General features: G+C 41.3%; 18 protein-coding genes and 1 pseudogene. 6 read left to right on the top strand and 13 right to left on the bottom strand.

Going from position 1 to position 23230, the window contains the following annotated elements:
* Positions 1-304 precede the first annotated feature (304 nt).
* The 9 genes from R8P61_10675 to mutL all read right to left on the bottom strand — a co-directional run bounded on the left by R8P61_10675 (position 305) and on the right by mutL (position 10486).
* A complete protein-coding gene (locus R8P61_10675; protein MDW3647520.1) occupies positions 305-1300 on the bottom strand; it encodes a Gfo/Idh/MocA family oxidoreductase in 996 nt (331 codons plus the stop codon).
* 40 nt (positions 1301-1340) lie between these two features.
* The gene (locus R8P61_10670) at positions 1341-1946 is read right to left on the bottom strand and encodes a sigma-70 family RNA polymerase sigma factor (GenBank protein ID MDW3647519.1); all 606 of its coding nucleotides are present in this window, start codon (positions 1944-1946) and stop codon (positions 1341-1343) included.
* Positions 1937-3031 (bottom strand): glycosyltransferase, encoded by a 1095-nt coding sequence (locus R8P61_10665; GenBank protein MDW3647518.1) that lies wholly within the window; start codon positions 3029-3031, stop codon positions 1937-1939. The genes R8P61_10670 and R8P61_10665 overlap by 10 nt, the downstream gene beginning before the upstream one ends.
* The gene (locus tag R8P61_10660) at positions 3031-4023 is read right to left on the bottom strand and encodes a DUF4910 domain-containing protein (GenBank protein ID MDW3647517.1); all 993 of its coding nucleotides are present in this window, start codon (positions 4021-4023) and stop codon (positions 3031-3033) included. Before R8P61_10660 ends, R8P61_10665 begins: the two co-directional genes overlap by 1 nt.
* Positions 4023-5540, bottom strand: a complete 1518-nt coding sequence (gene cysS / locus R8P61_10655; GenBank protein ID MDW3647516.1) for a cysteine--tRNA ligase — start codon at positions 5538-5540, stop codon at positions 4023-4025. Before cysS ends, R8P61_10660 begins: the two co-directional genes overlap by 1 nt.
* Positions 5541-5717: 177 nt before the next feature.
* A complete protein-coding gene (locus R8P61_10650; protein MDW3647515.1) occupies positions 5718-6779 on the bottom strand; it encodes an endonuclease/exonuclease/phosphatase family protein in 1062 nt (353 codons plus the stop codon).
* Complete coding sequence (locus tag R8P61_10645) at positions 6772-7848, bottom strand: DUF6576 domain-containing protein (protein ID MDW3647514.1); 1077 nt, start codon at positions 7846-7848, stop codon at positions 6772-6774. The genes R8P61_10650 and R8P61_10645 overlap by 8 nt, the downstream gene beginning before the upstream one ends.
* Before the next feature lie 62 nt (positions 7849-7910).
* A complete protein-coding gene (locus tag R8P61_10640) occupies positions 7911-8627 on the bottom strand; it encodes a rhomboid family intramembrane serine protease (GenBank protein ID MDW3647513.1) in 717 nt (238 codons plus the stop codon).
* A gap of 11 nt (positions 8628-8638) precedes the next feature.
* A complete protein-coding gene (mutL, locus tag R8P61_10635; GenBank protein ID MDW3647512.1) occupies positions 8639-10486 on the bottom strand; it encodes a DNA mismatch repair endonuclease MutL in 1848 nt (615 codons plus the stop codon).
* Positions 10487-10607: 121 nt separating this feature from the next.
* Here mutL and R8P61_10630 point away from each other — a divergent pair, with 121 nt between their 5' ends.
* On the top strand, positions 10608-12920 hold the full coding sequence (locus tag R8P61_10630; GenBank protein ID MDW3647511.1) for a transglycosylase domain-containing protein: 2313 nt from the start codon (positions 10608-10610) through the stop codon (positions 12918-12920).
* Here R8P61_10630 and R8P61_10625 read toward each other — a convergent pair.
* Positions 12911-13669: a type III pantothenate kinase gene (locus R8P61_10625; GenBank protein MDW3647510.1), complete on the bottom strand. Its 759-nt coding sequence runs from the start codon at positions 13667-13669 to the stop codon at positions 12911-12913. The two genes, R8P61_10630 and R8P61_10625, sit on opposite strands and share 10 nt — an antisense overlap.
* An 81-nt stretch (positions 13670-13750) precedes the next feature.
* On the opposite strand from R8P61_10625, the gene R8P61_10620 reads away from it, so the two are divergent.
* From R8P61_10620 to R8P61_10605, 4 genes are read left to right on the top strand one after another with little or no spacing between them, the layout of a single operon-like run.
* Positions 13751-15676 (top strand): hypothetical protein, encoded by a 1926-nt coding sequence (locus R8P61_10620; GenBank protein ID MDW3647509.1) that lies wholly within the window; start codon positions 13751-13753, stop codon positions 15674-15676.
* 6 nt (positions 15677-15682) lie between these two features.
* Positions 15683-16852, top strand: a complete 1170-nt coding sequence (gene glf, locus R8P61_10615) for a UDP-galactopyranose mutase (GenBank protein MDW3647508.1) — start codon at positions 15683-15685, stop codon at positions 16850-16852.
* Complete coding sequence (locus R8P61_10610) at positions 16821-17489, top strand: class I SAM-dependent methyltransferase (GenBank protein MDW3647507.1); 669 nt, start codon at positions 16821-16823, stop codon at positions 17487-17489. Before glf ends, R8P61_10610 begins: the two co-directional genes overlap by 32 nt.
* A complete protein-coding gene (locus R8P61_10605) occupies positions 17486-18199 on the top strand; it encodes a glycosyltransferase family 2 protein (GenBank protein ID MDW3647506.1) in 714 nt (237 codons plus the stop codon). The genes R8P61_10610 and R8P61_10605 overlap by 4 nt, the downstream gene beginning before the upstream one ends.
* A 19-nt stretch (positions 18200-18218) precedes the next feature.
* Here the strand turns inward: R8P61_10605 and R8P61_10600 are convergent, their stop codons facing one another.
* The 3 genes from R8P61_10600 to R8P61_10590 are packed head-to-tail and all read right to left on the bottom strand — an operon-like array spanning position 18219 to position 22448.
* The gene (locus R8P61_10600) at positions 18219-20660 is read right to left on the bottom strand and encodes a prolyl oligopeptidase family serine peptidase (protein ID MDW3647505.1); all 2442 of its coding nucleotides are present in this window, start codon (positions 20658-20660) and stop codon (positions 18219-18221) included.
* A 22-nt stretch (positions 20661-20682) separates the two neighbouring features.
* On the bottom strand, positions 20683-21381 hold the full coding sequence (locus R8P61_10595; protein MDW3647504.1) for a LytTR family DNA-binding domain-containing protein: 699 nt from the start codon (positions 21379-21381) through the stop codon (positions 20683-20685).
* On the bottom strand, positions 21378-22448 hold the full coding sequence (locus R8P61_10590; GenBank protein ID MDW3647503.1) for a histidine kinase: 1071 nt from the start codon (positions 22446-22448) through the stop codon (positions 21378-21380). The genes R8P61_10595 and R8P61_10590 overlap by 4 nt, the downstream gene beginning before the upstream one ends.
* A gap of 209 nt (positions 22449-22657) precedes the next feature.
* Here R8P61_10590 and R8P61_10585 point away from each other — a divergent pair.
* Positions 22658-23185, top strand: a pseudogene (locus R8P61_10585) (peptidylprolyl isomerase).
* Positions 23186-23230 lie beyond the last annotated feature (45 nt).

Genomic DNA, 23230 nt, shown 5'->3' with positions numbered 1-23230 from the left:
AAAGAACAGTCAAGATAAATTGGGGTAAACAGTAATTTTTATCAATTAAATTAAGTTGAACTCCACGTCGGTAATGTTAACCAAAACAGTTCAAAAAAAATCATCAGAATCAGTCAAAGACTGACCTCTTATTTTGTACTTGAATTAATTAACCCCAAACGAGAATTCAACTCTCAATCAGGTTCAAAAGTTATGCCTTTTTCGCCCGAAAACTTAGTAAAAAGCCATGAATGGCAGATAAGGGGGAGCTAGCTGCTAATTTTGGGTTCTTAGCAGTAGTAAAAGTTTTGATAATCTGAAACAATTAGGGGATCTGAACCCTGCCAGCGAGATCTTCTATCTCCTGAAGTATTTGATGAGCCAGGGCAAGATTTCTGTATCCATCTTCCAGAGAAACCCGAATTGCAGCCTCCCCTCTAATTGCCGCCGCGAACTCTTCCAACTCCATTCTAATAGCATTGACCGGGTGGATTTCGGGCTTTTCGAAATAAAGGTATCGGGTATCCTGACCAGATTCCATTTTAATAGGATGAACACCATCAGGAACCTCATCAAGAGATTGGCTGAGTTTGAAAATTTCAGATTTCTTTTCCAGGAAGTCAACAGCCAGGTAAGTGTCTTTTTGGAAGAAACGGAGGCGACGTAGATTTTTTACTGAAATTCTGCTGGCTGTGAGGTTGGCAACGCATCCGTTCTCAAATTCGATTCGAGCATTAGCGATATCCGGAGATTCACTGATGACAGCAACTCCACTGGCACTTACTTTCCGAACAGGCGACTTCACTACAGACAATACGATATCCAGGTCATGGATCATGAGGTCAAGAACTACTGAAACATCTGTTCCTCGGGGATTATAAAGAGCCAGCCGATGTCCTTCTATAAACATGGGCGTCAAATCCCGATGTGATACGGAAAGGAAAGCAGGATTGAAACGTTCGACATGGCCAACCTGAATTTTAAGATTGGGATGCTGCTCACTAAATTTCAGGAGCTCCTTGGCTTCAGCCAGGGTATTTGTAAGCGGTTTCTCTATAAAGATGTGCTTTCCCTTCTCAAGTGCACGAATAGCGCAGCTATGATGAGCCAGGGTTGGGGCTACGATGTCTATAGCATCTACTTGTTCAAGGAGTTCTTCTTCTGACTGAAAAAAGGGAATCCCTTTGTCAGCAGAAACTTTTTCAGCCAATTCTTTATTGGGATCAAAAAAACCGACAAGCTCGAAAGCTTCTATCTCCTGTAAGAGTTTAAGATGAATTTTGCCGAGATGGCCTACACCTAATAATCCAATTTTGATCATGGATTTGCGGGAAAGTCTTGTAATAGTAATAGTGGAAAAATCACATTTGTGATTTTAGATTCTTCAACTCCTGGTTGAGCAATTCTCTGGCTCTGAATAACTGAGCCTTCACTGTCCCCAATGGAATACTTAATTCCGTAGCCACTTCTTCATAGGATAATTCCCGGAAGTAACGCAACTCAACCAATGTTCTGTATTTCTCTGGCAACCTTTCGATGGCCATATTCAGATAGCGCTTACGCTGCTGCTTAAGCATAGCTTCATTAGGATCCAGATTCTCATCCTTCACATCAAAACGCATAGAACTGCCATCATCTCCTTCTATAGAAGAATCAATGGAAATGGTTTGAACACGTTTTTTACGAATGAAGTCGATACAGTTGTTGGTAGCAATCCTAAACAACCAGGTTGAGAAAGCAAATTTGGAATCAAATTTTTCAATGGAGTTGAAAGCTTTAGCAAAAGCCTCTTGAGTGAGATCCTCTGCATCATCCGCATTCTTAACCATTTTTAACAACAAATAGTAGACTGATTTGCGGTATTTTTTAAGCAGAGTCTCAAATGCTTTGTTTTCTCCTCTTTGTGCTGCTGCGACCAGCTCCCTATCTTCTTTAGTATTTTTAGAAACTTTTGGTTTTAACTCCATGCCGTCCTCTTCTGAATAAGTCCTATCGGAACGAGGGATAAATTGTATATAAAATACAACAAATCCAAGACGGGAAATAGGTATAACTGGCTATTGTCTTCCAATTTATTCTTCACAAGAAGAAAAATCAACCAACTAATTCCAATCCGTCCTATATAAGACGCCCAGAATAAGCATAAGGTTCGATCAAAGATGAGAAAAAGTATAAGTCCCAGGTAAAAGGCTGTGTGTGAGAGGTGAAAGGCAGAAAGAAAAAGCTTTGAGCTTAGAGAATAGGCGGGGGAAGCGCTTAAGTGCCTCAATTTTTGATTAATCCAGGATTTGAAATCCTTTTTTGCTTCTGAAAAACTTCTAGTCCCCTTCCCTATCATACATGCGGTAGTTTGTGGACGGGCATATTTGTTGATCAACAAATCATCATCTCCTGAGATTCTCGAACTTATTTCTTTCAGACCCTGGCTATCCAAATAAAAAGCTTTTGTATAAGAAAGATTTCGACCAACTCCCATATAAGGAAACCCTAATTTTGCTGAGCCGAGATATTGGAAAGATGTGTAAAGGGTTTCAAAGCGAATAAATTGATTGAGGAAGCCTGATTCTTTTATATATAAACCCTGTCCAAGAATCACCTCATTCCCTTGGGTATAAAAGGCATTTAAGTGTAATAAAAACTTTTCTTCCAGTTCGCAATCTGCATCTGTGAAAGCAAGAAATGCATGTTTACTGGCTTCTATTCCTTTCTGCAAAGCCCATTTCTTTCCAGCCCAATCTTCAGGAAGCTCTTCAATATTCAGGTAACGTAAATGGGAGTATTGAGCTTTAAAATTCTTCAGAATTTCTTCAGATTCATCCGAGCATCTATCCAGTACAACTAATACTTCATATTCAGAATAATCTAATTCCAACCAGTTTTTGAGATTTTTCTTGAGGTTTTCTGCCTCATTATGCGCTGCAATAATGAGGGAAACTGGATGAAAATCCTGATTGTAAGCTAGTTGAGGATTTTTTATACGAAAGCAGCCAATGGCCAAACCGATTTGAATCAGTAAATATATTCCAGCAGAGCAGAGGATCAGGGCCAGCATTACTCTCGGTAGATTACATCCAGAACCGTTTGCCCAACTGCCTTCAGGGTTTCTTTAGAAATGACCGACATATCATCGCCATGGGTATGCCATTGATCAAAAAATTCGGCCCCGCTTTTTTGGTCTATCACATCTATGCAGGGAATCCCCGCCAGCTTACTCACATAGAAATGGTCATCAGTAACGGCATTGCTTCTTACATGAGAGAAATAAGAGCCATAGCCTTGCCTTCTTGCAGATAACCATACTTTCTCCAGGATCGCTGGTGCATAGGTCATCGAATTTCCTTCTTTGAAAAATTGAGCCCCAGCTGCCCCAACCATATCGAGATTTATCCCAAATTGGGCATTATAATTAGGGACATGCTTGTTTTTTGCCCAGTATTGGGTACCCAAACTATAGGAGTTGACCGTTCCAGGATTCCCATAATCTTCAGCATCCCACAGGCAAATATCAATACCTACTGCAGGTTTCTTTGCCTGAATTTGTCGGGCAATTTCCAAGAGTACCCCTACTCCACTGGCACCATCATTTGCTCCTAAGATAGGCTCATTCTGCCGCTCTGTATCCTGATCAGCTATGGGTCTCGTATCCCAATGAGCAGAAAGGAGTATCCGTTTTTTTGCTTCAGGATTGTACTGAGCAATAATATTTTGAGCTGACAATTGCGTACCATCCCAGGCCGTAACAGTCGCCGTTTGTCGAAATACTTTGGCTCCTTTATCTTCCAAAAATTTTCCTAACCATTCCCCACAATTGATATGACTCCCCATATTCGGAACTCTGGGCCCAAAGGCTACCTGCTTAGCTACATACTCATAGGCCGAGTCAGCATTAAAATCGGGAATATCCACCTGTAATTCCTGTTCATCAAAACTCGTTTTTTTCGGTTTGTCTTCGCAGGAAAAAAAGAGGAAAGCTGTCAGAAAAAAAAGGAGCATTGACCGCAAAGCCAATCCTCCTGTTCTGTATGTTAAAAATGAATGCTTCATTATTCAAACCTCCAATCGGTCTTATCTGAACCATCGTCAAGTTTGATCTTGAGTTTACCCAATTGATCACGAATCAAATCGGCTTCCGGCCAGCGTTTTTCCTCCCTCGCCTGAGCACGCAATTCAATCACAAGTTGCATGAGGCCATCGACGGTCTTGCCCATTTGGGAAGACTCATCTATCTCCAGCTTCATGCCCAGCCATTGGGTGAAAATTCGAAGAAAATCCTCACGAAATTTCTCGAAAGTTTCTGCTTTTATTGGCAGTGCTTTATTTGTATTCTGATAAATTTCGTTTACAACAGCAAGGGTATCAAACATTCTTGCTATAACCTGAGCTGTATTGAAATCATCATTCATGGCTTTTTGTGCATCCTCGTAAAAGCTGAGCAAATTGCTCTCCATATTGGGATTCACCATTTCTGGTCTTCCTTTTAGCTCAATGGCTTGCAGGCGTTTGATGCTCTCTCCCATTCTCTTCAATGCTTTTTCAGAAGCCTGAAGGGCTGTATTGGAGAAGTCGAGGGTACTACGGTAATGAGCCTGAAGTATGAAGAAACGAATCACCATTGGGTGATAAGCCTGGTCCAGTAAAGGATGATCCCCACTGAAGAATTGTCGGAGTCCGATGGCATTCCCTAAAGACTTACCCATCTTTTTCCCTTCATAGGTAATCATGTTATTATGGAGCCAGTATTTCGCTTCATCTTGCTCCGATACAGGCAAATCGCAATTGCAGGCATTTGACTGTGCGATTTCGGCTTCGTGATGCGGAAACAGAAGGTCCATTCCACCTCCATGGATATCGTACTTCTTACCAAGGTATTTGGTACTCATAACCGTACACTCGATATGCCAACCGGGAAATCCTTCTCCCCAGGGAGAGTTCCAGCGCATGATGTGATTGGGTTCCGCTTTTTTCCAGAGGGCAAAGTCCGCCTGGTTTTTCTTATCGCTTACTCCATCCAGATCACGGGTGATTTCGCGGATATTATCGAGATCCCTTCCAGAAAGTTTCCCATAAGGAAAGGCCTCATTGTATTTAAAAACATCGAAGTAGACTGAACCTTCCGATTCATAAGCGAATCCATTATCCAGGATTTGTTGTACCGCTTCGATTTGTTCAAGGATATGACCAGTCGCTCTTGGCTCTATGTCCGGGCGGATGAGGTTCATCGCTGTCATATCCTCGGTATATGCATTGAAGTATCGCTGTGCAACCTCCATGGGTTCCAATTGCTCGACCCGCGCCTGCTTTTCAATCTTACTATCTCCTACGTCGGCATCATTTTCCAGGTGGCCTACATCAGTAATGTTTCTGACGTATCTCACTTTAAACCCCTGATCTTTCAGGAATCGGAAAACCGTGTCAAAGGTAATCGCTGATCGGGCATGGCCCAGATGGGCATTTCCATAAACGGTAGGACCACAAACATACATTCCTACGAATGGAGGATTTATGGGCTCGAATATTTCTTTTTTCCTATTAAGGCTGTTATAAACTTGAAGTTGTGTCATACGGCTTGCAAATAAAAATTAGCAAAAGCATTTTCCAAATCTTATTCGACTGGAAATCAAAAACTTTCTCTCCTTTTGGAAAGAAATAGGGGGAAATGAGAAAAAATAATGAATTAGCCGGCCAGGCGGCAACAAAAGAAGTGATATGTAAGGAGAAATTTTTTCATCTCGCTTTACTTAGGGTTGTATCCGATAGGTGGCTATTACAGGATAATGATCGGATACTCCTTCTCGTACGATCTCATGTTTCAATATTTCGAATTCTGAGGATGCGTACTGATGATCTATACGTAATCCCAGCATTTTGTTCATCAAAGGATAGCTCCACCCTATTCCAGTACCCGCTTCACGGAAGGAATCATTCATTTTCTGAGCGAGCAAATAATTGACTCTTGTATGGGGAGTCGCATTCATATCCCCCGTTAGAATGATAGGGTTAGGATATTTTGCTGTCTTATTGAGGATTTGATCAACTTTATCGTTTTGCAATTTGACAACCTTCCTGGCTCGCCTGAAAATGGCGATTAATTTGTCAAAAAAACCATCCGTCTCATTATAGGTCTGGGCAATCTGAAAAGAACTCAAATGCACATTCCCGACGCCTACCATACCCACTGGAGTTTCTATGCTAGCCAGAATCCCACTATTGATTTCCTTTCTAGGCATGAATAAAGTATCAATATTCACAATCGGATATTTGGAGTAAATGACTGCACCATGAATATGAACCGGAAGATGTACAAAGCGATGATAGGGCATATCCAAAGCCCTGGACATATAATCGATGGCGTAAGAACCATCTGCCAGTTTGTGATTCCTAAATTCCTGCAGAGTGATTACATCCGGCTCCAGGCTTTTCAACAACTCTGAAGAGGTATCAATATTCTCCGCTTTAAAATCAAAAGTCCCCACATTATAAGAGAGTACTTTGAGGGATTGATCTGACTGAATAGCCATTTCTTTCTTCGCCCCTATTTTCCAATCCTTAGAGATCACCCAGCTACTACCCAATAAAGCCAAAAAAGCAAGCAGGCTTAAGAATTTATACTTTTTAAAAAAGAGGAAAATGGCCAGTAAATGAAAGACAATCAGGAGGGGAAAAAGATTAGGAATGAGTTGTATCCAGGAAAAAACAGAGGTAGAAATATAGGGTGCCGCTAAACCCAGAAAACTCAGGGCCAGAACGGGCGCATAGAATGTAGCAATAATGAAGTGGAATAAATTCCTGTTCCTATTCATCCTCTTTTTGGCTCGATGCCTTGTAAAGAATCTCTTTCTCCTCTCTACTTAAACTCTCATATCCTTTTTCAGAGATCTTATCTAATATCTTGTCTACCGTTTCCTGCGGCACACTACCTTTGCTCTTCTTGCTTTTGGGTGCCGATGTTACCGGAGCTTCTTGCAAATCATCTTTTTTTCTGGACTTGTAAGCAACTGTCATCTTAGGACGATTGCTTTCCGAATAATAAGACCAGATCATTTCTGTAATATCTATTTCCCTCCTCATCAGGTACACATGCAAAAAGCCCAACAATGATCCAATGGCAATGGCTATAGCTAATGGCGTATAAAATAGCGCCATGGATAATTCAAGCAATAACAGTACCACTCCAATCCACAATATTTTCACTCTCCCAAATAAGAAGAGTTGTACCTGGAAAGCGGGCACCAGGGTAACTGAAGATAAAACCAAGACCATGACAATGGCGATCATACCAGAAGGGAAATACAGATTTTTAAGTCCTCTTTGGGCAACTTGCTGTTCCTCTGGATCGGGTTTTATTTTTTCTTTTTCAGTCTCTGCCTCTGTTGCAGAAGCTTCAGTTGTTGAATCTGCACTAGTTGCTGAGCTTTCGACAGGATTTTCAGAGCTTTCGACTACCTCTGTTTGGGCTACTTGCTCAACATAGGGATTTGTAGTAAAACTTGATAGGCTCGCTGTCAGAATACCAATAATCGGCACAGCCAAAATCAATAATCTTCGGGTTCTCTGGTCTCCCATCAATTGTTGATGAATTCGCCCAAAGGCCCAAAGGATAAGGCCATTAACCAAAAGCTTCAGGATATTAAACTCGAGACTGAAGAAAGGGAAGGTAATAATACTCCAGGGTTGTCGAAGTAACAGGATAAGATCAGAAGGCAAAACCAGTAATTTAATCAGGCCATCATACATTTGTGTTTGACCGGTCATACTGAAAATAACGTAAAGCAGACCTTGCAAAAGCAAGCCAGCTCCCATCAAAACCAATACCCAGGCAATTGTTTTATGGCGACTGATAAATAAATTGAACTGATCTTTCAAATCCATAAACAAAGTTACTTTTTTCCCTTATACTATTACAAGCCTAATTTGAATATAATGTTTAGCCACTATTTAGGTAGAGGTAAATATTTTTCAATCTTAAAGAATAAATATCCCGCGACCATTCCAGCCAAGTGGCCAAAGTGTGATATACCCCCTCCAATATTTATTCCGAATACTTGCAAAATGACTAAAAGCGCCGAAATAGCTGCTAAACCCAGCACAAAATCACGGGATTTAAAGTAAATCGGCAAAAACATTATACCCATTTTCTGATTGGGAAAGGTCATCGCAAATGCCACCAAAACACCCGAGACTGCTGTGGATGCTCCCAAGACCGGTATGGGAGAAGGATCCAGAAAAGTCAAGAGTAAACTGGCCACCACTCCACAGAACAAATAAAAGTTGAGGAAGCGTTTACTACCCAGGACACTCTCGCAGACGGGACCGAACATACCCAGCACCAACATATTGAAGAGGATATGAAAAATCTCTATTCTGCCACCATAGCCCCTTTTAGAATGATTGAAAAAGGAGGTAACAATTTGGACGGGATTGAAGGCATCTGCCGGCGTAACGGCCAGGTCCTGCCCTTTCACATTCATCGTAAGGTATTCTTCCCCCTGATAGATGCCAATTCCCCGAAATCCCAAAGCATTTGATTTGTTCAAGACGAAATAGGTCTCGTCTACCGACTGTGCATTGGGAATGATCAATAGCGCCACAAATACTACTACATTGATCAGTATAAGATGTTTGGTTATGGGAGTAAGTCTATCCAGCATTATCTTTTTCTTTAACTAAAAAACTCGGAAAGCTCTTCCGGGTTTATACTTTTGAATGTCGGTTTGCCACTAGGGCTATATCCGGGCGCCTGGCATCTAAAGAGATCTTCAACTAGATGTTTTAGTTCTATGATACTCAATTTTCCTGAGGAAGTTACAGCGCTTCTGGCAGAAACAGATTTTGCAACTCCTTCAAAAAGTTTCTCATGTGTATGGCTGGTGCCTAAAATTTTCAGGTCTCCCAGAATCTGGTCGAATATCTCGCGTATCTGTCCAGTTGGTATCCCCGCAGGAGAACCATAGACGATGAGCGTATTTCTCCCAAACTCCTTCAACTCAAAGCCCATTTTTTGTAGGGCATCTTCAGCATCCAGGATCATAGCATAATCCGGAGCGTTGAATTCAATTGTCTGAGGGAAAAGTAATTGTTGACTCGCCAATTGTTTCCCTTTCTGACTATTCAGGAATTTTTCAAAAAGGATTCTTTGATGCGCTAGCTTCTGATCAATGATAAGCAACTTACCATTCCTCTCTGTCAGAATGTAGCGATTTTTAAACTGCACGAAAAAGCCGGGCTCTTCCCCTACTCCTCCGCTGCTTTTATTGCTTATTGGCAAAGAAGTCTGAGGACTTTTCTTTTCCGGAACCTCCGGCAACTCAAATCTTTCAAATGGAAGTTGCTCAGTTTTTCTTTCCGTATGACTTTCAGGCCTATATAATGCATCCCAATCTTCGGTTTTGGGCCTTTCTCTTTGTGGGAAATCCGGAATGCGAGGAAAATCTTTGGGACTCGTCTTAGGTAAGGGTGAAGAGGAGCCATATATTTCTGATTGAATGGATCCTTTTTCAAAGTCATATTCAGGAGCCTGATGAAGGGCTCCCAATCCCTGTTTTACAATTCCCTGCAAGAGTACATACAAAGTCCGTTCATCATCAAACTTTACCTCGGTCTTTGTCGGATGTATATTGATATCGACATGCTCGGGATCAATTTCAATGAAAATGCAATAGAAAGGATAGGTGTCTTCCGGAATGAATTCCTGGTAGGCTTTGACAATAGAATGGTTGAGGTAGTTGCTCTTGATGTATCGACCATTGACAAAGAAGAATTGATCCCCTCTATATTTTCTATAAAGATCAGGAGTACCTAAGAAACCGGAGAGTCTTGCATAACCGGTCTCTTCCTGTACCTGAGTTAACTTTCCCTTTAAATCATTGCCGAACAAGGCATGCAGCCTTTCCTCCATACTTCCCTTCTTCAATTCATAGACCTGGGTCTCATTATGTCTGAAACTCATTTCTATTTCCGGATGAGGAATTGCCACTCGAATAAACTCATTGAGCAAATGACGAGTCTCTACGGGATTAGATTTAAGGAAATTTCGTCTCGCTGGTACATTGAAAAAGAGGTTTTTGACCTGGAAGGTAGTCCCTATTGGCATAACCGCAGGTTCCTGCTTTTTAATCTCACTAGCCTCTATTTCCAGCAAGGTCCCCAGTTCGTCTTCATACTGGCGGGATTTTAATTGCACCTGAGCCACCGCAGCGATACTCGCAAGAGCTTCACCCCGAAATCCCAGGGTTTGGATGTTGAACAGATCTGATTGATTCCTGATTTTTGAGGTAGCATGTCTCTCGAAACACATCCGGCTGTCGAGTGAAGACATACCTTTTCCATTGTCGGTAACCTGCACCAAACTTTTGCCCGCATTTTTTATGACAACGTCTATACAGCTTGATCCTGCATCGATCGCATTTTCCAAAAGCTCCTTCAAAACCGAGGCAGGTCTTTGAACCACTTCTCCCGCAGCAATCTGGTTAGCTATTGCGTCTGGCAATAATTGAATCAGGTTTTTCATATCTCTTCCGCACAAATCTACAAATTTACCCTTTAATCAATTCGATATTTCGGTTCTTTTCATAGCTTTCTGGTAATCAGCAGATATATATGTAACTTGCTATTCGATTGATTTGGTGGTAATGAGCCATAAAGACACGCAACAGAGTAAAAGTTCATACCAAAAGTTCTACTATAAACTCCGGGGATTTATTCGGAAAAATCCACGCACATCCCTCATCTCTGGAGCCTTCCTAAGTGTCCTTTCCCTTCTACTCCTATTTATACAGACAGTTTCCTGGGGCCTTTGGACGGAAATGCCTGATAAAAATGATCTTATAAATTATCCTTTGCCACAGGCATCAGAAATTTATACGGTGGATGGAGTCTTGATTGGTCGCTACTTTCTGGAAGATCGAATTACTGTCCCTTACGACAGTTTGCCTTCCCATCTGATCGATGCATTGCTTGCTACAGAGGATATACGATTTTATGAACATGAAGGAATAGACGGTAAAAGTTTGATACGGGTTCTATTCAAAACCCTGCTTTTCCAGAATGAAAGTTCCGGAGGTGGAAGCACACTCAGTCAACAGCTTGCCAAGAACTTCTATCCCCGGGAAGACTTTTCCATTTTGAGTCTGCCCGTAAATAAAGTGAAAGAGTCACTTATTGCTTCAGATCTTGAGGAGATTTATTCCAAAGAAGATATCATTGCCCTCTATCTAAATACTGTTTCTTTTGGTGGCAATGAATTTGGGGTGGAGATAGCCGCTAGAAATTTCTTCAACAAGCATGTAAAGGAAATCAGTACAGAAGAAGCTGCTCTTCTTGTAGGCATGCTCAAGGCTCCTACTTACTATAGTCCTATCCAGCATCCGGCGAGAGCCAAACAAAGAAGGAATCTGGTTTTTAGTCAGATGCATAAATACGGTATGATAGGTGCCGAAGAATTTGAAAGACTCAAAGGCTTAGCCCTTGAGCTGGATTATGGTCGATACACCCATCATGAAGGAATCGCTCCCTATCTACGGGAAAATATGCGACTGGAATTGGTTCAGTGGTGCAAAGAAAATCCTGCAGCAGACGGGAAGCATTATAATTTATACAAAGACGGACTTAAGATATATACCAGTATCCATTCAGGCCTTCAAGGCTATGCAGAAGCATCTATGAATAATCAGATGCGCAAGCTTCAGGGCAAATTTGATCGACACTGGAAAGGATATAATAAAGCCAAAGCCAGCAAAGGTCTGTATGAAGATAAACTGAAGCGAAGCAAACGATACAAAAATTTGCAAACTGCTGGATTCTCCGAGAAAGAAATCGATTCGGTATTTATGGTAAAGCTTCCTATGCGGATTTTTACCCATAAAGGAATCAGAGATACTACCTTGAGTCCCAAGGATTCCATTTTGCATGATATCTACATGCTACAAGGGGCATTTATGGCAATAGAACCCCAGAATGGATTTATCCGTGCCTGGGTAGGGGGATTTAACCATGAATTCTATCAATTTGATCATGTAAAAAGTCGTCGGCAAACGGGTTCAGCTTTCAAGCCTTTGGTCTATGCAGCAGCACTTGAAGAGGGCGTTTCGCCTTGTGAATATATTCCCAATGACAAAGTAGCCCATCGAACCTATAATAATTGGTCGCCCAGAAACTCTGACAATATATATGGAGGAGAATACTCTATGCGAGGGGCCCTTACGCATTCGGTGAATGTAGCAGCAGTTAACCTTATCCTTAAGATAGGCCCGCAGAAAGTAGTTGACTTAACTCGGCGTATGGGCCTGAGCTATGACCTTCCCGCCTTGCCTTCGATTGCTTTAGGGAGTGCAGATATTAGTCTGAGGGATATGCTACATATGTATGCTATTCTGTTTAATCAGGGGAAAGTGGTAAATCCTCGCTACTTGCTTCGGATGGAAGACAGAAATGGCAAGATCATTTACCAGGATCCGGGTCAGTTTTCTGAAAAACAAATCATCAGTCCGGAGACCAGCGTATTCATCAATCGCATGCTGCAGGATGTAGTGGACGAAGGAACTGCCAGATCTATTCGAACGCGGTATAAAATTAAAGCCGAAGTTGCAGGAAAAACCGGCACAACCCAGGAGCAAAGTGATGGATGGTTTATTGGTTCAGTACCCGGTCTTTTGGCAGGAGCCTGGGTGGGAGCAGACGATCCTCGTATTCATTTCAGAAGCCTTGCAGCCGGACAGGGAGCTGCAACAGCTCTGCCGATTTGGGCCTATTTTATGCGAGAGACATTTAAGGATGAAGATTACACTCACCTGAAAGATGGGAAATTCCCAAAGCCCAGCCCGAAAATGCTCGCGGAAATGGATTGTAAAGATTATTGGTTCCCCTTAAATCTTGAAGAGTTTAAAGCCTGGTACAGATCAGAGTTCGGCGAAGACGAAGAGGAATTTATAGAAAATCAACCCTGATATTTTTCTGCGATCAAGCGTAGACCTTCTATTGTATGTAGTTGGTCTATTTCATCAAATCTTTTATGTAAAGGAGTCAGAATGCTAACCAAACCTCCCGTTGCAATGACTTTGGGTTTCTTGCCAAGCTCTACTTCAATTTGATCCAGAATCTCATTTACCAGGCCGACATATCCACGCAAAATTCCTGCTTGCAGAGAATGCGTAGTGTTTTTTCCAATCACCGATGGAGGGATCTTCAAAGGGACTTCAAATAATTGAGCTGTTTTGCTGAAAAGTGCTCGCATAGCCGTTCGCAATCCGGGAGCGATACTAACGCCTAGGATTTCTCCAGAATCAGAAACGGTAGTAAAACTCAAAGCTGTTCCAAAATCAACCACCACTGCAGCTTGTCCATATTTTTCATAGGCACAAAAAGCATTTGCAACCAGATCTGAACCAATTTCAGTAGGATTGTCAATTTGGATAGAAAAATTATGGTAAAAATCAGGCCCCATGATAATGGGCTCATGTTTAAGGAGGTCTTTCAATAAATGGGAAATCTCCTTTCGGTGGCTAGGAACCACAGTACTGAAAATGCTCTTTTCTATCCAGTCGAAAGAATAGCTAGCCTCTTTCATCCAAGCAATTAACTTATTTCTAAGTTCTCCTATCTGATCGGAAGGATTTCTCCATTGCTGCACCCAACTATTGCCGTCGTGTAATCCTACCAGGATGTCTGTATTCCCCATGTCTAAGGCTAAGAGCATAATTTTCTGTTTAAATAGATCTTCTTAAGTAACCCTGCTCTTAAATAAGTATCTATATTGTTCTAAGACAAATTCCCGATCATGTCAGAGCCCTTGCAGCTATTTTGGATGTATGGAGGAGCAAATTTCTTGCTCTGGAGTTTATGTTATCTTCTGGCTTATCTAATTGTATCCAGACGAAAAGCTGCTTCTTTCGGCTACCAGGGTTTATTTGACTTTTTTCTCCTCGGTTTCGTACTCCTTTCAGCGATTTGGGCCATTGTTCAAACCAAAGGACTGACCGTACAATGGCTATTTCTTCCCCTGGTGGCTACTTACTTCTACCTGGGAAGGGGAAATACAAAAGCAGGCAAAGTCAATAAAATAAAGCTAGCCCATCTATTCTTCTTAGGAGTCTTCTGCTTTCTCTGGTGTTTCTTTTCACTTATCAATGCTGGCGAATTGGGGTTCTATGTACCTGATGGACTGAGCACACAGGAAAATGACTTCTTTATCTATGCACAAAGAGCAAAATCGCTGTCTAGCTTTGGGCAGGAAAATTATTTTGCCTCTCTCAATGGATTGAATAAAGCCTATCAAGGCTTAACTCCTTACCATTATCTGGAACTCTGGTTGAGTTCCTTTTTCAGTCAGTTATTGGGAGTAAATCATGTATTTAGCCTTGGGTTAATCGTGAAACCCAGTTTATATTTTATCACGGGAGTAGGCTTTCTTTCTCTGCTTGATAAATGGGGGTATGATAAGAAATGGGAGTCTTTAGGATTAGCGCTGGCGTTCTTCTTTTTCTCTGGACTTTACCTCAAAATATCCTTCTTAACTCTTCCTGAATTCAATCTGTCCAGCCTAAGTTATCGGACCAAAATGATGGTCTATTACCCCTTTTATCTGGGCTTTATTCTAAACTTTCTGGATCGGGAAAAAGAAAAAGCCTTTTTAATGTTGGCTATGTTGATGATTGCTACAGTCGTGAGCATTCCTGCCCTGCTGGGAGCCAGCATTCTGATAGGTTTATGGGCAGAGAAAAGAAAAGACAGATCTTTTCGAATTTCACTCCTGATCATAGTGCTTACAAGTATTTCCCTTTTGGGCTTTTATGCTTTTGTTCCTGCGCCTCAATTATCAGCATCTATGGGTGTAGAAAAGCAAGAACTCTTAGGCTATCTTAGTTTTCCCCACCTACTTCAAAGCCTGGGGAGGTTTTTGCTTCATCTCTCTGGCTTGATCCCCATATTCTTGCTCCCATTCTTACTACTCTTCTTTGCCTGCAAACGGACTTCGGATCATGCCCTCAGAGACCTTGTCTTCATTTCAGGAGGTATAATATTATCTGGTGCTGCAGCTTATGCTTTTCTGGGAGAATTCGAAAATGCTATTCAATTGTTTTTTAATCCCGTTATAGTTTGCCTGAATATGGGAGGAATCCTGGCTCTTCTTTTTTTATGGAAAGATCAAGGAAAAAGAACAGGAATGTATGCGATTTTGGTTCTATCCATCTTTAACCAGGCTGCTATTTTAGGTCCTAAACTTTTCTCGCATCACACAACTCAATATTACAGTGCCAGCTATTTAGAGGAAATCAAAACCCTGGCCGAAAATGGGAAATTATCTGATTTGGGAGGAGCCATGAAGGCAGAAGAGGATTACTTCTCTGATTTCAGCAAAATCACCTATGCCTATACAGCTGCTTATTATTTACAATACTTCGAACATGAAATCGATTGTCTAAGTCTATCTGATTATGAAATCAAGATCAATCCTCACAACCAAAGAAATAATCTGGTAAACAGAAACAGTGGCCTCTTCTATCAATATGTCCAAAAGCAAAAAAATGAGGGCCTTTTCAAATCCCTTCCCCAAAGCCAACTTTCCTTCCTGAAAAAACACAAGATCAATTTTCTGGTTCTAAGTAAAAATGTAACCCTTGACCCCGCTCTTAATCTTAGAATAAAACGAAAGATAAGAGATACATTTTCAGGAGAGCAATTCCTCCTCATTGACACGCAATAAGTGATCATGGATTACAGGAAATTTAAGTACATCATCGTTGGCTCAGGATTTTTTGGTTCTGTGATGGCTGAACGCATCGCAAATGAGCTCAATGAACCAGTCCTGCTGATTGAGAAGCGAAATCATATTGGTGGGAACTGTTACTCTAAAAGAGATCCGCAAACAGGCATAGAGTATCACGCCTATGGCACCCATATTTTTCATACTTCTGATGATAAAGTATGGAACTATATAAATCGATTTACATCCTTCAATTCCTATAGACATCAGGTACTTAGTACCTATAAAAACAAAGTTTACCAACTTCCCATTAACCTGGAAACCATCAATTCCTTTTATGATGTAAATCTTAAGCCTTTTGAAGTAGATGAATTTCTGGCTAAAGAGATCGCGAAGTCTGAACTAAGTGGAGAGCCCCAAAATTTTGAGGACAAAGCCATTTCTATGATGGGAAGGCCTCTTTACGAGGCATTCTTTCGGGGATACACTCTCAAACAATGGAATAAGGATCCTAAAGAGATGCCTGCTTCCATTTTGACTCGCCTACCCTTTCGGAAAAATTATAATGAGAGCTATTACGATAGCAAGTGGCAAGGCATTCCTTTACATGGATATACCGATATCTTCAAAAAGCTCTTAAGAAACCCAAAGATTGAATTAAAGCTGAACCTGGATTTTTTCGAGATCAAAGACCTCATTTCGCCTGATACAAACTTGATTTATAGTGGGCCCCTCGATCGATATTATGATTACAAATACGGTAAACTGGAATGGAGAAGTCTTCGCTTTGAACAGGAAATAAAAGAAGTAGAAGATTATCAGGGTACTTCAGTCATGAATTATCCGGAACAAAACATTCCCTTTACCCGCATCCATGAAGCTCGCCACTTGCACCCGGAACGTTCCTATCACCCGAACAAAAGCCTCATCATTCGTGAATACTCTTTAATGGATAATGGGGAAAATCCTTTTTATCCCATCAATGACCACCGTAATCAAAAGTTGGTCAAGCTGTATCGAGCTGAAGCAGATAAGGAAGAAAACCTTATCATTTCTGGCCGATTGGGAGACTATAAGTACTATGATATGGATGCGACCATAGCCCGGGCCCTTGAAGTATATGAAACTCAAATCAAAAGCAATCATGCAGCATATAGGCTCCAGAGAGTGGAATAATGAGATGTTTCTTTCTCATCCTACTCCCTACACAGGCATAGCTGGCTGGATAGAAAGAAGAAGGCTTCAAAGAATCATTGAGGCCATTCGGCAATACTGTCCAAATAGTGAATTGGAAATTGTCGAGCTAGGTTGCGAAGCAGGTAATCTTATGGTGGCCTTGCATCAGGCATTTCCGGATGCTCAATTAGTTGGTGCAGACATCTCTGATTATGCGCTTACGATTGCTCAGGACAAATTGCCGGAAGATTCCTGCAGATGGATATTAGCAGATATTTGCCTGCCTATCCCCTATTATGCTAAAGCCGATGTAATAATCTGCTCAGAAACCCTGGAACATATACCTGATTACCGAAAAGCCCTGGATCAAATTGAAAAGTTGTTGGACGAAGAAAGTTTATTAATCCTGACAGTCCCTCTTGAAGGCTTGAAAAATCAAATCAAGAAAATTCTGAAGAAACTGGGTCTGATGAAAGTCTTTTTTCCAGGAATTGAATCCGGTTTTTCTGATTGGCATGTACAGGATTTTAAATCAGAAAGTTTTAAAGCGGAAATGGAAGAAAGATTTGAATTGTTGGAGTACGAACAAATAATGGGATTGCATCAAATTGTTGTTGCTAAAAAGAAAATGCTGTGAAAGAACTAAGCCTTGCAGTCGTAATTCCGGTTTACAATGAAGAAGCCTGTATCGAAAAGGTAGTGGAAAACTGGTTGGATACCCTGGAGAAAGAGCTAATAGGAGATTATCGCTTATTGATATACGATGATGGTTCCAAGGATCGCTCTTATGAGATTATTTCTCAGCTTTCTGATAAACATGAAAAAATTCTTGCGTTCAGCCATAAGAATGTAGGGCATGGTCCCACCCTTTTGAGGGGGTACAAATTAGGCTTTCATTTAGCAGAATGGGTGCTACAAATTGATTCGGATGATGAGATAAATCCCAGAGATTTTGGGGCCTTCTGGAGAAAGAAACAAGGTCTAGATTTCCTGGTAGGCCAAAGGGTCAGAAATTCTCCTCCCATTCGACAACTCATCACCCTTTTTTCCAGATTGGCGATTAGCTTCTTATTTGGTAGAGGGGTTCGGGATGTAAACTGTCCTTTTCGCTTGATGCGAACGAGCAGTTTTGAAGAAGGGGTAGCTCAGATCCCCCCGGATACTTTCGCCCCCAATATCCTCATTAGTGGGCTTGCCAGTCATAGCCGAATGAAAATACAAGAAATCCCCATTACCCATAAGTTTAGGGAAACCGGGCATGTGAGTATTAGAAACTTCAAATTATTGAAAGCTGCAATGCAATCATTTTTCCAGACCTTTAGATTTGCCCTGTTCAGACATATCTAAAGGTCCGGATGAATGCGATTTATCTGGAGCTCTGTTTAAATCCTTTCCCCAGGTGTTTCTGCATGAAACTATCCATCTCCCAAAGCATATGCATGACTGATTCACGGGCTCTGTAGCCATGACTTTCGTGTGGCAACATGACCAATCTGGCAGTAGCCCCATGACCTTTCAAGGCATTGTAATAACGCTGACTTTGGAGCGGATAGGTTCCACTATTGTTATCAGCTTCCCCATGAATCAAAAGAATAGGCTCCTTTACTTTGTCAGCATGCATAAAAGGAGACATGGCAAAGTAAATATCCGGAGATTCCCAGAAGGTTCTTTCTTCAGATTGAAATCCAAAAGGGGTAAGGGTTCTATTGTAAGCTCCTGAACGGGCAATTCCACAAGCAAAAAGGTCTGAATGCGCCAATAAGTTGGCAGTCATAAAAGCTCCATAGGAATGTCCTCCTACTGCTACTCTCTTCCCATCTGCCACTCCCATTTCTTCCAACTTGGCAATTGCAGCTGCAGCATTGGCCACCAACTGTTTTACAAAACTATCATTGGGTTCTTCATCCCCTTCTCCAATTACAGGCATACTGGGTCCATCCAGAATTGCATAACCTCTAGCCACCCAGAACAAGGGGCTTCCTCCATATAATCTCACGAAACGATTGGGAGATCCACTTACCTGTCCGGCTGCGCTGGCACTTTTAAATTCACGCGGATAGGCCCATAGCAAAACAGGAATCGGTCCATCCTTTTGAGGATCATAGCCCGGAGGCGTATAAAGCGTTCCTGTTAAAGGAAGTCCATCATTTCTCTCGTATTTTATCAACTCTTTCTTGATTCCGCTTAAAGATGGATAAGGATTTCCAAATTCACTGACTTGCTCAAGTTTGCCGTTTTTCAAATTTCTGATATAGAAATTGGCCGGCATTTCTTTGGATTCGCGGCTTGTGAGCACGGTCATTTTCTTTACATCGCGAATGGCTATGGGATACTCATAATAAGGATTATCTGACCTCCATAAACGTTCCGTTTCGCCGTTTTCCAGATCATAGGTATCCACGAAAGGTTTATTCCCTTCAGGAGAAGCTCCTGATCCAAAAAGGAAAAGTTTGTTCTTCTTTTTATCCTGAAGTAACACATAGCGCCCATACTCATTTCTAACTGTCTCAAAATTGCCCGGATCATTGTATCGATCTTCTGTTGAGCGGTCAAAGAGAACTTTGGTCTCCTTAGGGTTTTCAGGCGAAAATGCAGTGCTTATTCTTCTTCGAGTATTCCACCAGTATTCGTTTACAATCGCCAAATCAGCATCTCCCCATTGTATACCACTATATCGCAGGCTCGTTTTCATATCAGCTTTAGGATCTCCTTTGAAAGGCGCATCCATATGGTAGACTTGATCTCTGAATTCAACTTCCTTCTTCGGATCTCCTGCATCCAGGGCCTCTGCCCAGTAAAGGCTGGCAGCTTTATCCGCCCGCCAACTAAAAGAGCGTCGACCCGTCTGCACAGACATAAAACCTTTAGGAATATCTTCTCCTGAAGGTAGATCTGCCATTTCACGAACTACATTACCTGATTTATCCCAAATCTCTACAGACCTTGGAAATCTATAATAGGGAACCAAATAAGAAAAGGGCTTTTTAATCTCCTCAATCAAGATGTATTGCCCATCAGGGCTGGGGCTAAAACTTCTGAAAATCCCTTCTTCTCCCAACTTTTTTGAGACTCCGCTTTCTGCATTCACCAACAACAATTGAGACTCGGTGAAATAGCTGAAAAGAGATTCGTCAAACCCATTTTTCAAAAGATCCTGATAGGTCCTTACTGCCGCTACTTTTCCCTCATTTGAACTGATAACCGGACCAGAAGGAGTCGCAGGTTTCTGAGGTGCTGCTTGCCGACCTTCAGGTATAGCTGTCAAAAGTATGTCATGTGAGGTAGAAATCCAGGAATAGGGTCTCCCTCTCATAGCGGCATTGACATGTGCATCCGTTAATTTTCTGGCTTTTCTACTTTCTACCTCTAATACCCAAAGTTCAATATGTTCTTGCTTTGAATGAGTGAAAGCAATGAATTTACCATCTGCTGACCAGGAGACATTAGAAATAAGGGGATCAGCGGGTAATCCTTCTATTGAATATTCTGCCTGATCGTCCATAGATCTGAATCGAAATCCCAGATAATAGGAAGTACGACTTTGGCCGTTATTACGAGGATTTATGCGAAGACCACCGATGCGTAGCTCTGGTTGAGAAAGTTCGGCTATGCTAGGCATACTCGATCTCTGCATAAGCAACATCCATTGATCATCGGGACTAAGACTTACAGCTGGTGTCGGGGCAGCATCAGCCAGGTCGGCGATGGCTTGCGGAGGCATTTGATAGCCCAATTGATCCTGAGCGAATAGCATATCAGATAGTATGACCAGCAGGCTGGCCAGAAAGATGGCAGTAATAGTTTTCATAGAGCTTTGGATTGAGTGGGTTCTATTTGTTCTCTATAAATTTAAGGAATTGTTCCTTATAAGAATTGCTGATAGGAATTTCTTTTTGATTGATCAGGACCCGGTTGTTTTGAATCATATGAATATGACCTATTCCTATGATGTAGGACTTATGAACCCGCATAAACCTCCTCTTGGGGAGTTTATCCAGCATACGAGTCATACTCATCAGAGTAAGGATTCGCTGTTTAGGGGTATGAACAGCTATATAGTCCCGCATTCCTTCTATGTAAAGGATGTCATTGTAGTTAATTTTGAAGATACGAGTATCCGATTTGATAAACATGAAATCTTCTTCTGCAAGAATTTCTGTTCCAGATTCTTCGACCTTCATAAGGGCCTTATTTACGGCTTTATAAAAACGATCAAATAGAACCGGCTTTAAGAGATAATCGATAGCGTCCACTTCATAACTTTCGATTGCATAATCCGCAAAGGCCGTAGTAAAGATAACCATCGGCTTTTCTGCAAAACTATTGATGAATTCCAGGCCGGTAAGATCGGGCATTTGAATATCCAGGAATACCAAATCAACCGGATTTTCTTTAATAAATTCTACGGCTTCTATAGGGTTTTGGAAAGTTTCCATCAGATTGAGCGCTGGAATCTTTTCACCAAACCTTTTAATCACCTCCAATGCTAAAGGTTCATCATCAACTGCAATACAGTTCAATTTCTTCATAGTTTTAGTTTTAAATGAACGCGATGTTTTTCCGGGTCTTCGTCGATGTCCAACTCATAATTGTCCCGGTATAATAGATCTAGACGTTTTTTTACATTATTGAGGCCTATTCCGCCAAAAGGATTCAGCTCATGTTTACTTTTCGGATGGATGGGATTTTCAACTTCCAAATCCAGTTCACTTTCCAAAACCTTCAGATTGATGATGAGCTGAGAGGCATTGACAGTGCTTATTCCATGTTTAAAGGCATTTTCTACAAAAGGAATAAATAGCATCGGAGCTACCTGCTTCCCTTTTATATTTCCATCTACGGAGAAATTGACTTTAGTGGTTCCATTTAAGCGAAGTTTCTGTAAATCAATATAGTTCTCCAGGTATTCAATCTCTTTAGAAAGCGGTACCTTATTGTCATTACTCTCATAGAGCATATAGCGCATCAGCTGAGAAAGCTTGGCAATTCCACTGGCCGTTTGCTCATCATTATTTTTAAACGCGAGCCCATACAGACCATTAAGAATATTGAAAAGAAAATGGGGATTGATCTGATGCTTGAGGGCAGAAAGTTCTGCTTTGAGTTTTTCTTCTTTGAGGATTTGTCTGTCCCTTTGGCCATTAAACCAGGCATAGGTATAGCCGTAGAAATTCGAAAAGGCAAGAATTACCGCTGTAAAGACCAAATTACCTTCGATCCAATCAAAATAACCCAGGCCAAATTCTTCCCATACACTTGGGACTCGTTCAAATTTATATACATACCATTGGTAGGCAAAATCCAACCCACATTCGACCAGAACAAAAGCCCCCAGAGTCAGCAAATTGCTTAAGAGAAAGATCTTGAAACTATTCTGTTTTAATGAATAGGGAAGAATCCCATGAGAAAAAAGATAGAAAAGAATAATATTCAGAATGGTGCTGTAAAGGAAAAAGGGAATTTCCTCTTTCCCTTCATAAAAAGCGGTATTAAATAAGCCTCTTCCATAGGGTTCTGGAAAGAAAAAATAGATTACCGTACCCCAGATAAGGATGTGGGCTCCAATATTCAAGTATTTAATTAATGGGATACGCATAATTTTTCAAAGAAGATCAGGATTCCCATTCAAAACAAATACAATGGCCGATTTTCCATATGGGGTGGTAGAAATCTTGGATTCATTTTTATTTCTTCTGCTTCATTTTTTACTTTTGCGGTGTCCAAAAATTAATGATAATGAAAAGAAGTCTGTTTTTAACAATCGTATTAGGCCTAATCTTGAGCTCATGTGGCTCCAAATGGTCTATGGAAAGTCTGGAAGGATATCCAGATGGAATTTTTGCCGTGTTCAATACCAACAAAGGGCAGATCGTTACACAGCTTACCTTTAAGCAGACTCCTACTACTGTAGGAAATTTCCTTGCTCTTGCTGAAGGGCATATGGAAAATAATTTTAAAGGAAAAGGAGAACCATTTTATGATGGGCTCACTTTCCACAGAGTCGTCCCCAATTTTATGGTCCAGGGCGGCGATCCGCTAGCTACTGGTATGGGAACTCCTGGATATGCTTTTGGAGATGAATTTTTCCCTGGACTATTTCACAATAGACCAGGAACTCTTTCAATGGCTAATAGCGGACCAGATACCAATGGAAGTCAGTTCTTCATCACGCATGTACCTACTCCCTGGCTAGATAATAAACATTCCGTTTTCGGCTATGTAATTCAGGGGATGGAGGTAGTAAATGCCATTGCACAAGGCGATGTGATTGAATCCGTCCGCATTTACAGAAATGGAGATGAGGCAAAACAGTTTAAGCCGATGGAAGCTTTCATGGCCGGCAAAAATAACTAGGCCGGTCGCCTAGCCTACAAAAAT

It is taken from the genome of Bacteroidia bacterium, from assembly GCA_033391075.1.
Taxonomy (GTDB): domain Bacteria; phylum Bacteroidota; class Bacteroidia; order J057; family J057; genus JAWPMV01.
Note: the sequence above shows the minus strand (reverse complement) of the source record. Positions and strands in the feature narration are given on the sequence as shown.

Excerpts from the sequence above, each read along its gene's own strand:
- R8P61_10630 (MDW3647511.1), top strand. The coding sequence starts at position 10,608 with ATGAGCCATAAAGACACGCAACAGAGTAAAAGTTCATACCAAAAGTTC.
- R8P61_10660 (MDW3647517.1), bottom strand. The coding sequence starts at position 4,023 with ATGAAGCATTCATTTTTAACATACAGAACAGGAGGATTGGCTTTGCGG.
- R8P61_10640 (MDW3647513.1), bottom strand. The coding sequence starts at position 8,627 with ATGCTGGATAGACTTACTCCCATAACCAAACATCTTATACTGATCAAT.
- R8P61_10610 (MDW3647507.1), top strand. The coding sequence starts at position 16,821 with ATGCAGCATATAGGCTCCAGAGAGTGGAATAATGAGATGTTTCTTTCT.
- R8P61_10670 (MDW3647519.1), bottom strand. The coding sequence starts at position 1,946 with ATGGAGTTAAAACCAAAAGTTTCTAAAAATACTAAAGAAGATAGGGAG.
- cysS (MDW3647516.1), bottom strand. The coding sequence starts at position 5,540 with ATGACACAACTTCAAGTTTATAACAGCCTTAATAGGAAAAAAGAAATA.
- mutL (MDW3647512.1), bottom strand. The coding sequence starts at position 10,486 with ATGAAAAACCTGATTCAATTATTGCCAGACGCAATAGCTAACCAGATT.
- glf (MDW3647508.1), top strand. The coding sequence starts at position 15,683 with ATGGATTACAGGAAATTTAAGTACATCATCGTTGGCTCAGGATTTTTT.
- R8P61_10665 (MDW3647518.1), bottom strand. The coding sequence starts at position 3,031 with ATGCTGGCCCTGATCCTCTGCTCTGCTGGAATATATTTACTGATTCAA.
- R8P61_10620 (MDW3647509.1), top strand. The coding sequence starts at position 13,751 with ATGTCAGAGCCCTTGCAGCTATTTTGGATGTATGGAGGAGCAAATTTC.
- R8P61_10595 (MDW3647504.1), bottom strand. The coding sequence starts at position 21,381 with ATGAAGAAATTGAACTGTATTGCAGTTGATGATGAACCTTTAGCATTG.
- R8P61_10590 (MDW3647503.1), bottom strand. The coding sequence starts at position 22,448 with ATGCGTATCCCATTAATTAAATACTTGAATATTGGAGCCCACATCCTT.
- R8P61_10645 (MDW3647514.1), bottom strand. The coding sequence starts at position 7,848 with ATGGATTTGAAAGATCAGTTCAATTTATTTATCAGTCGCCATAAAACA.
- R8P61_10600 (MDW3647505.1), bottom strand. The coding sequence starts at position 20,660 with ATGAAAACTATTACTGCCATCTTTCTGGCCAGCCTGCTGGTCATACTA.
- R8P61_10625 (MDW3647510.1), bottom strand. The coding sequence starts at position 13,669 with ATGCTCTTAGCCTTAGACATGGGGAATACAGACATCCTGGTAGGATTA.
- R8P61_10675 (MDW3647520.1), bottom strand. The coding sequence starts at position 1,300 with ATGATCAAAATTGGATTATTAGGTGTAGGCCATCTCGGCAAAATTCAT.
- R8P61_10650 (MDW3647515.1), bottom strand. The coding sequence starts at position 6,779 with ATGAATAGGAACAGGAATTTATTCCACTTCATTATTGCTACATTCTAT.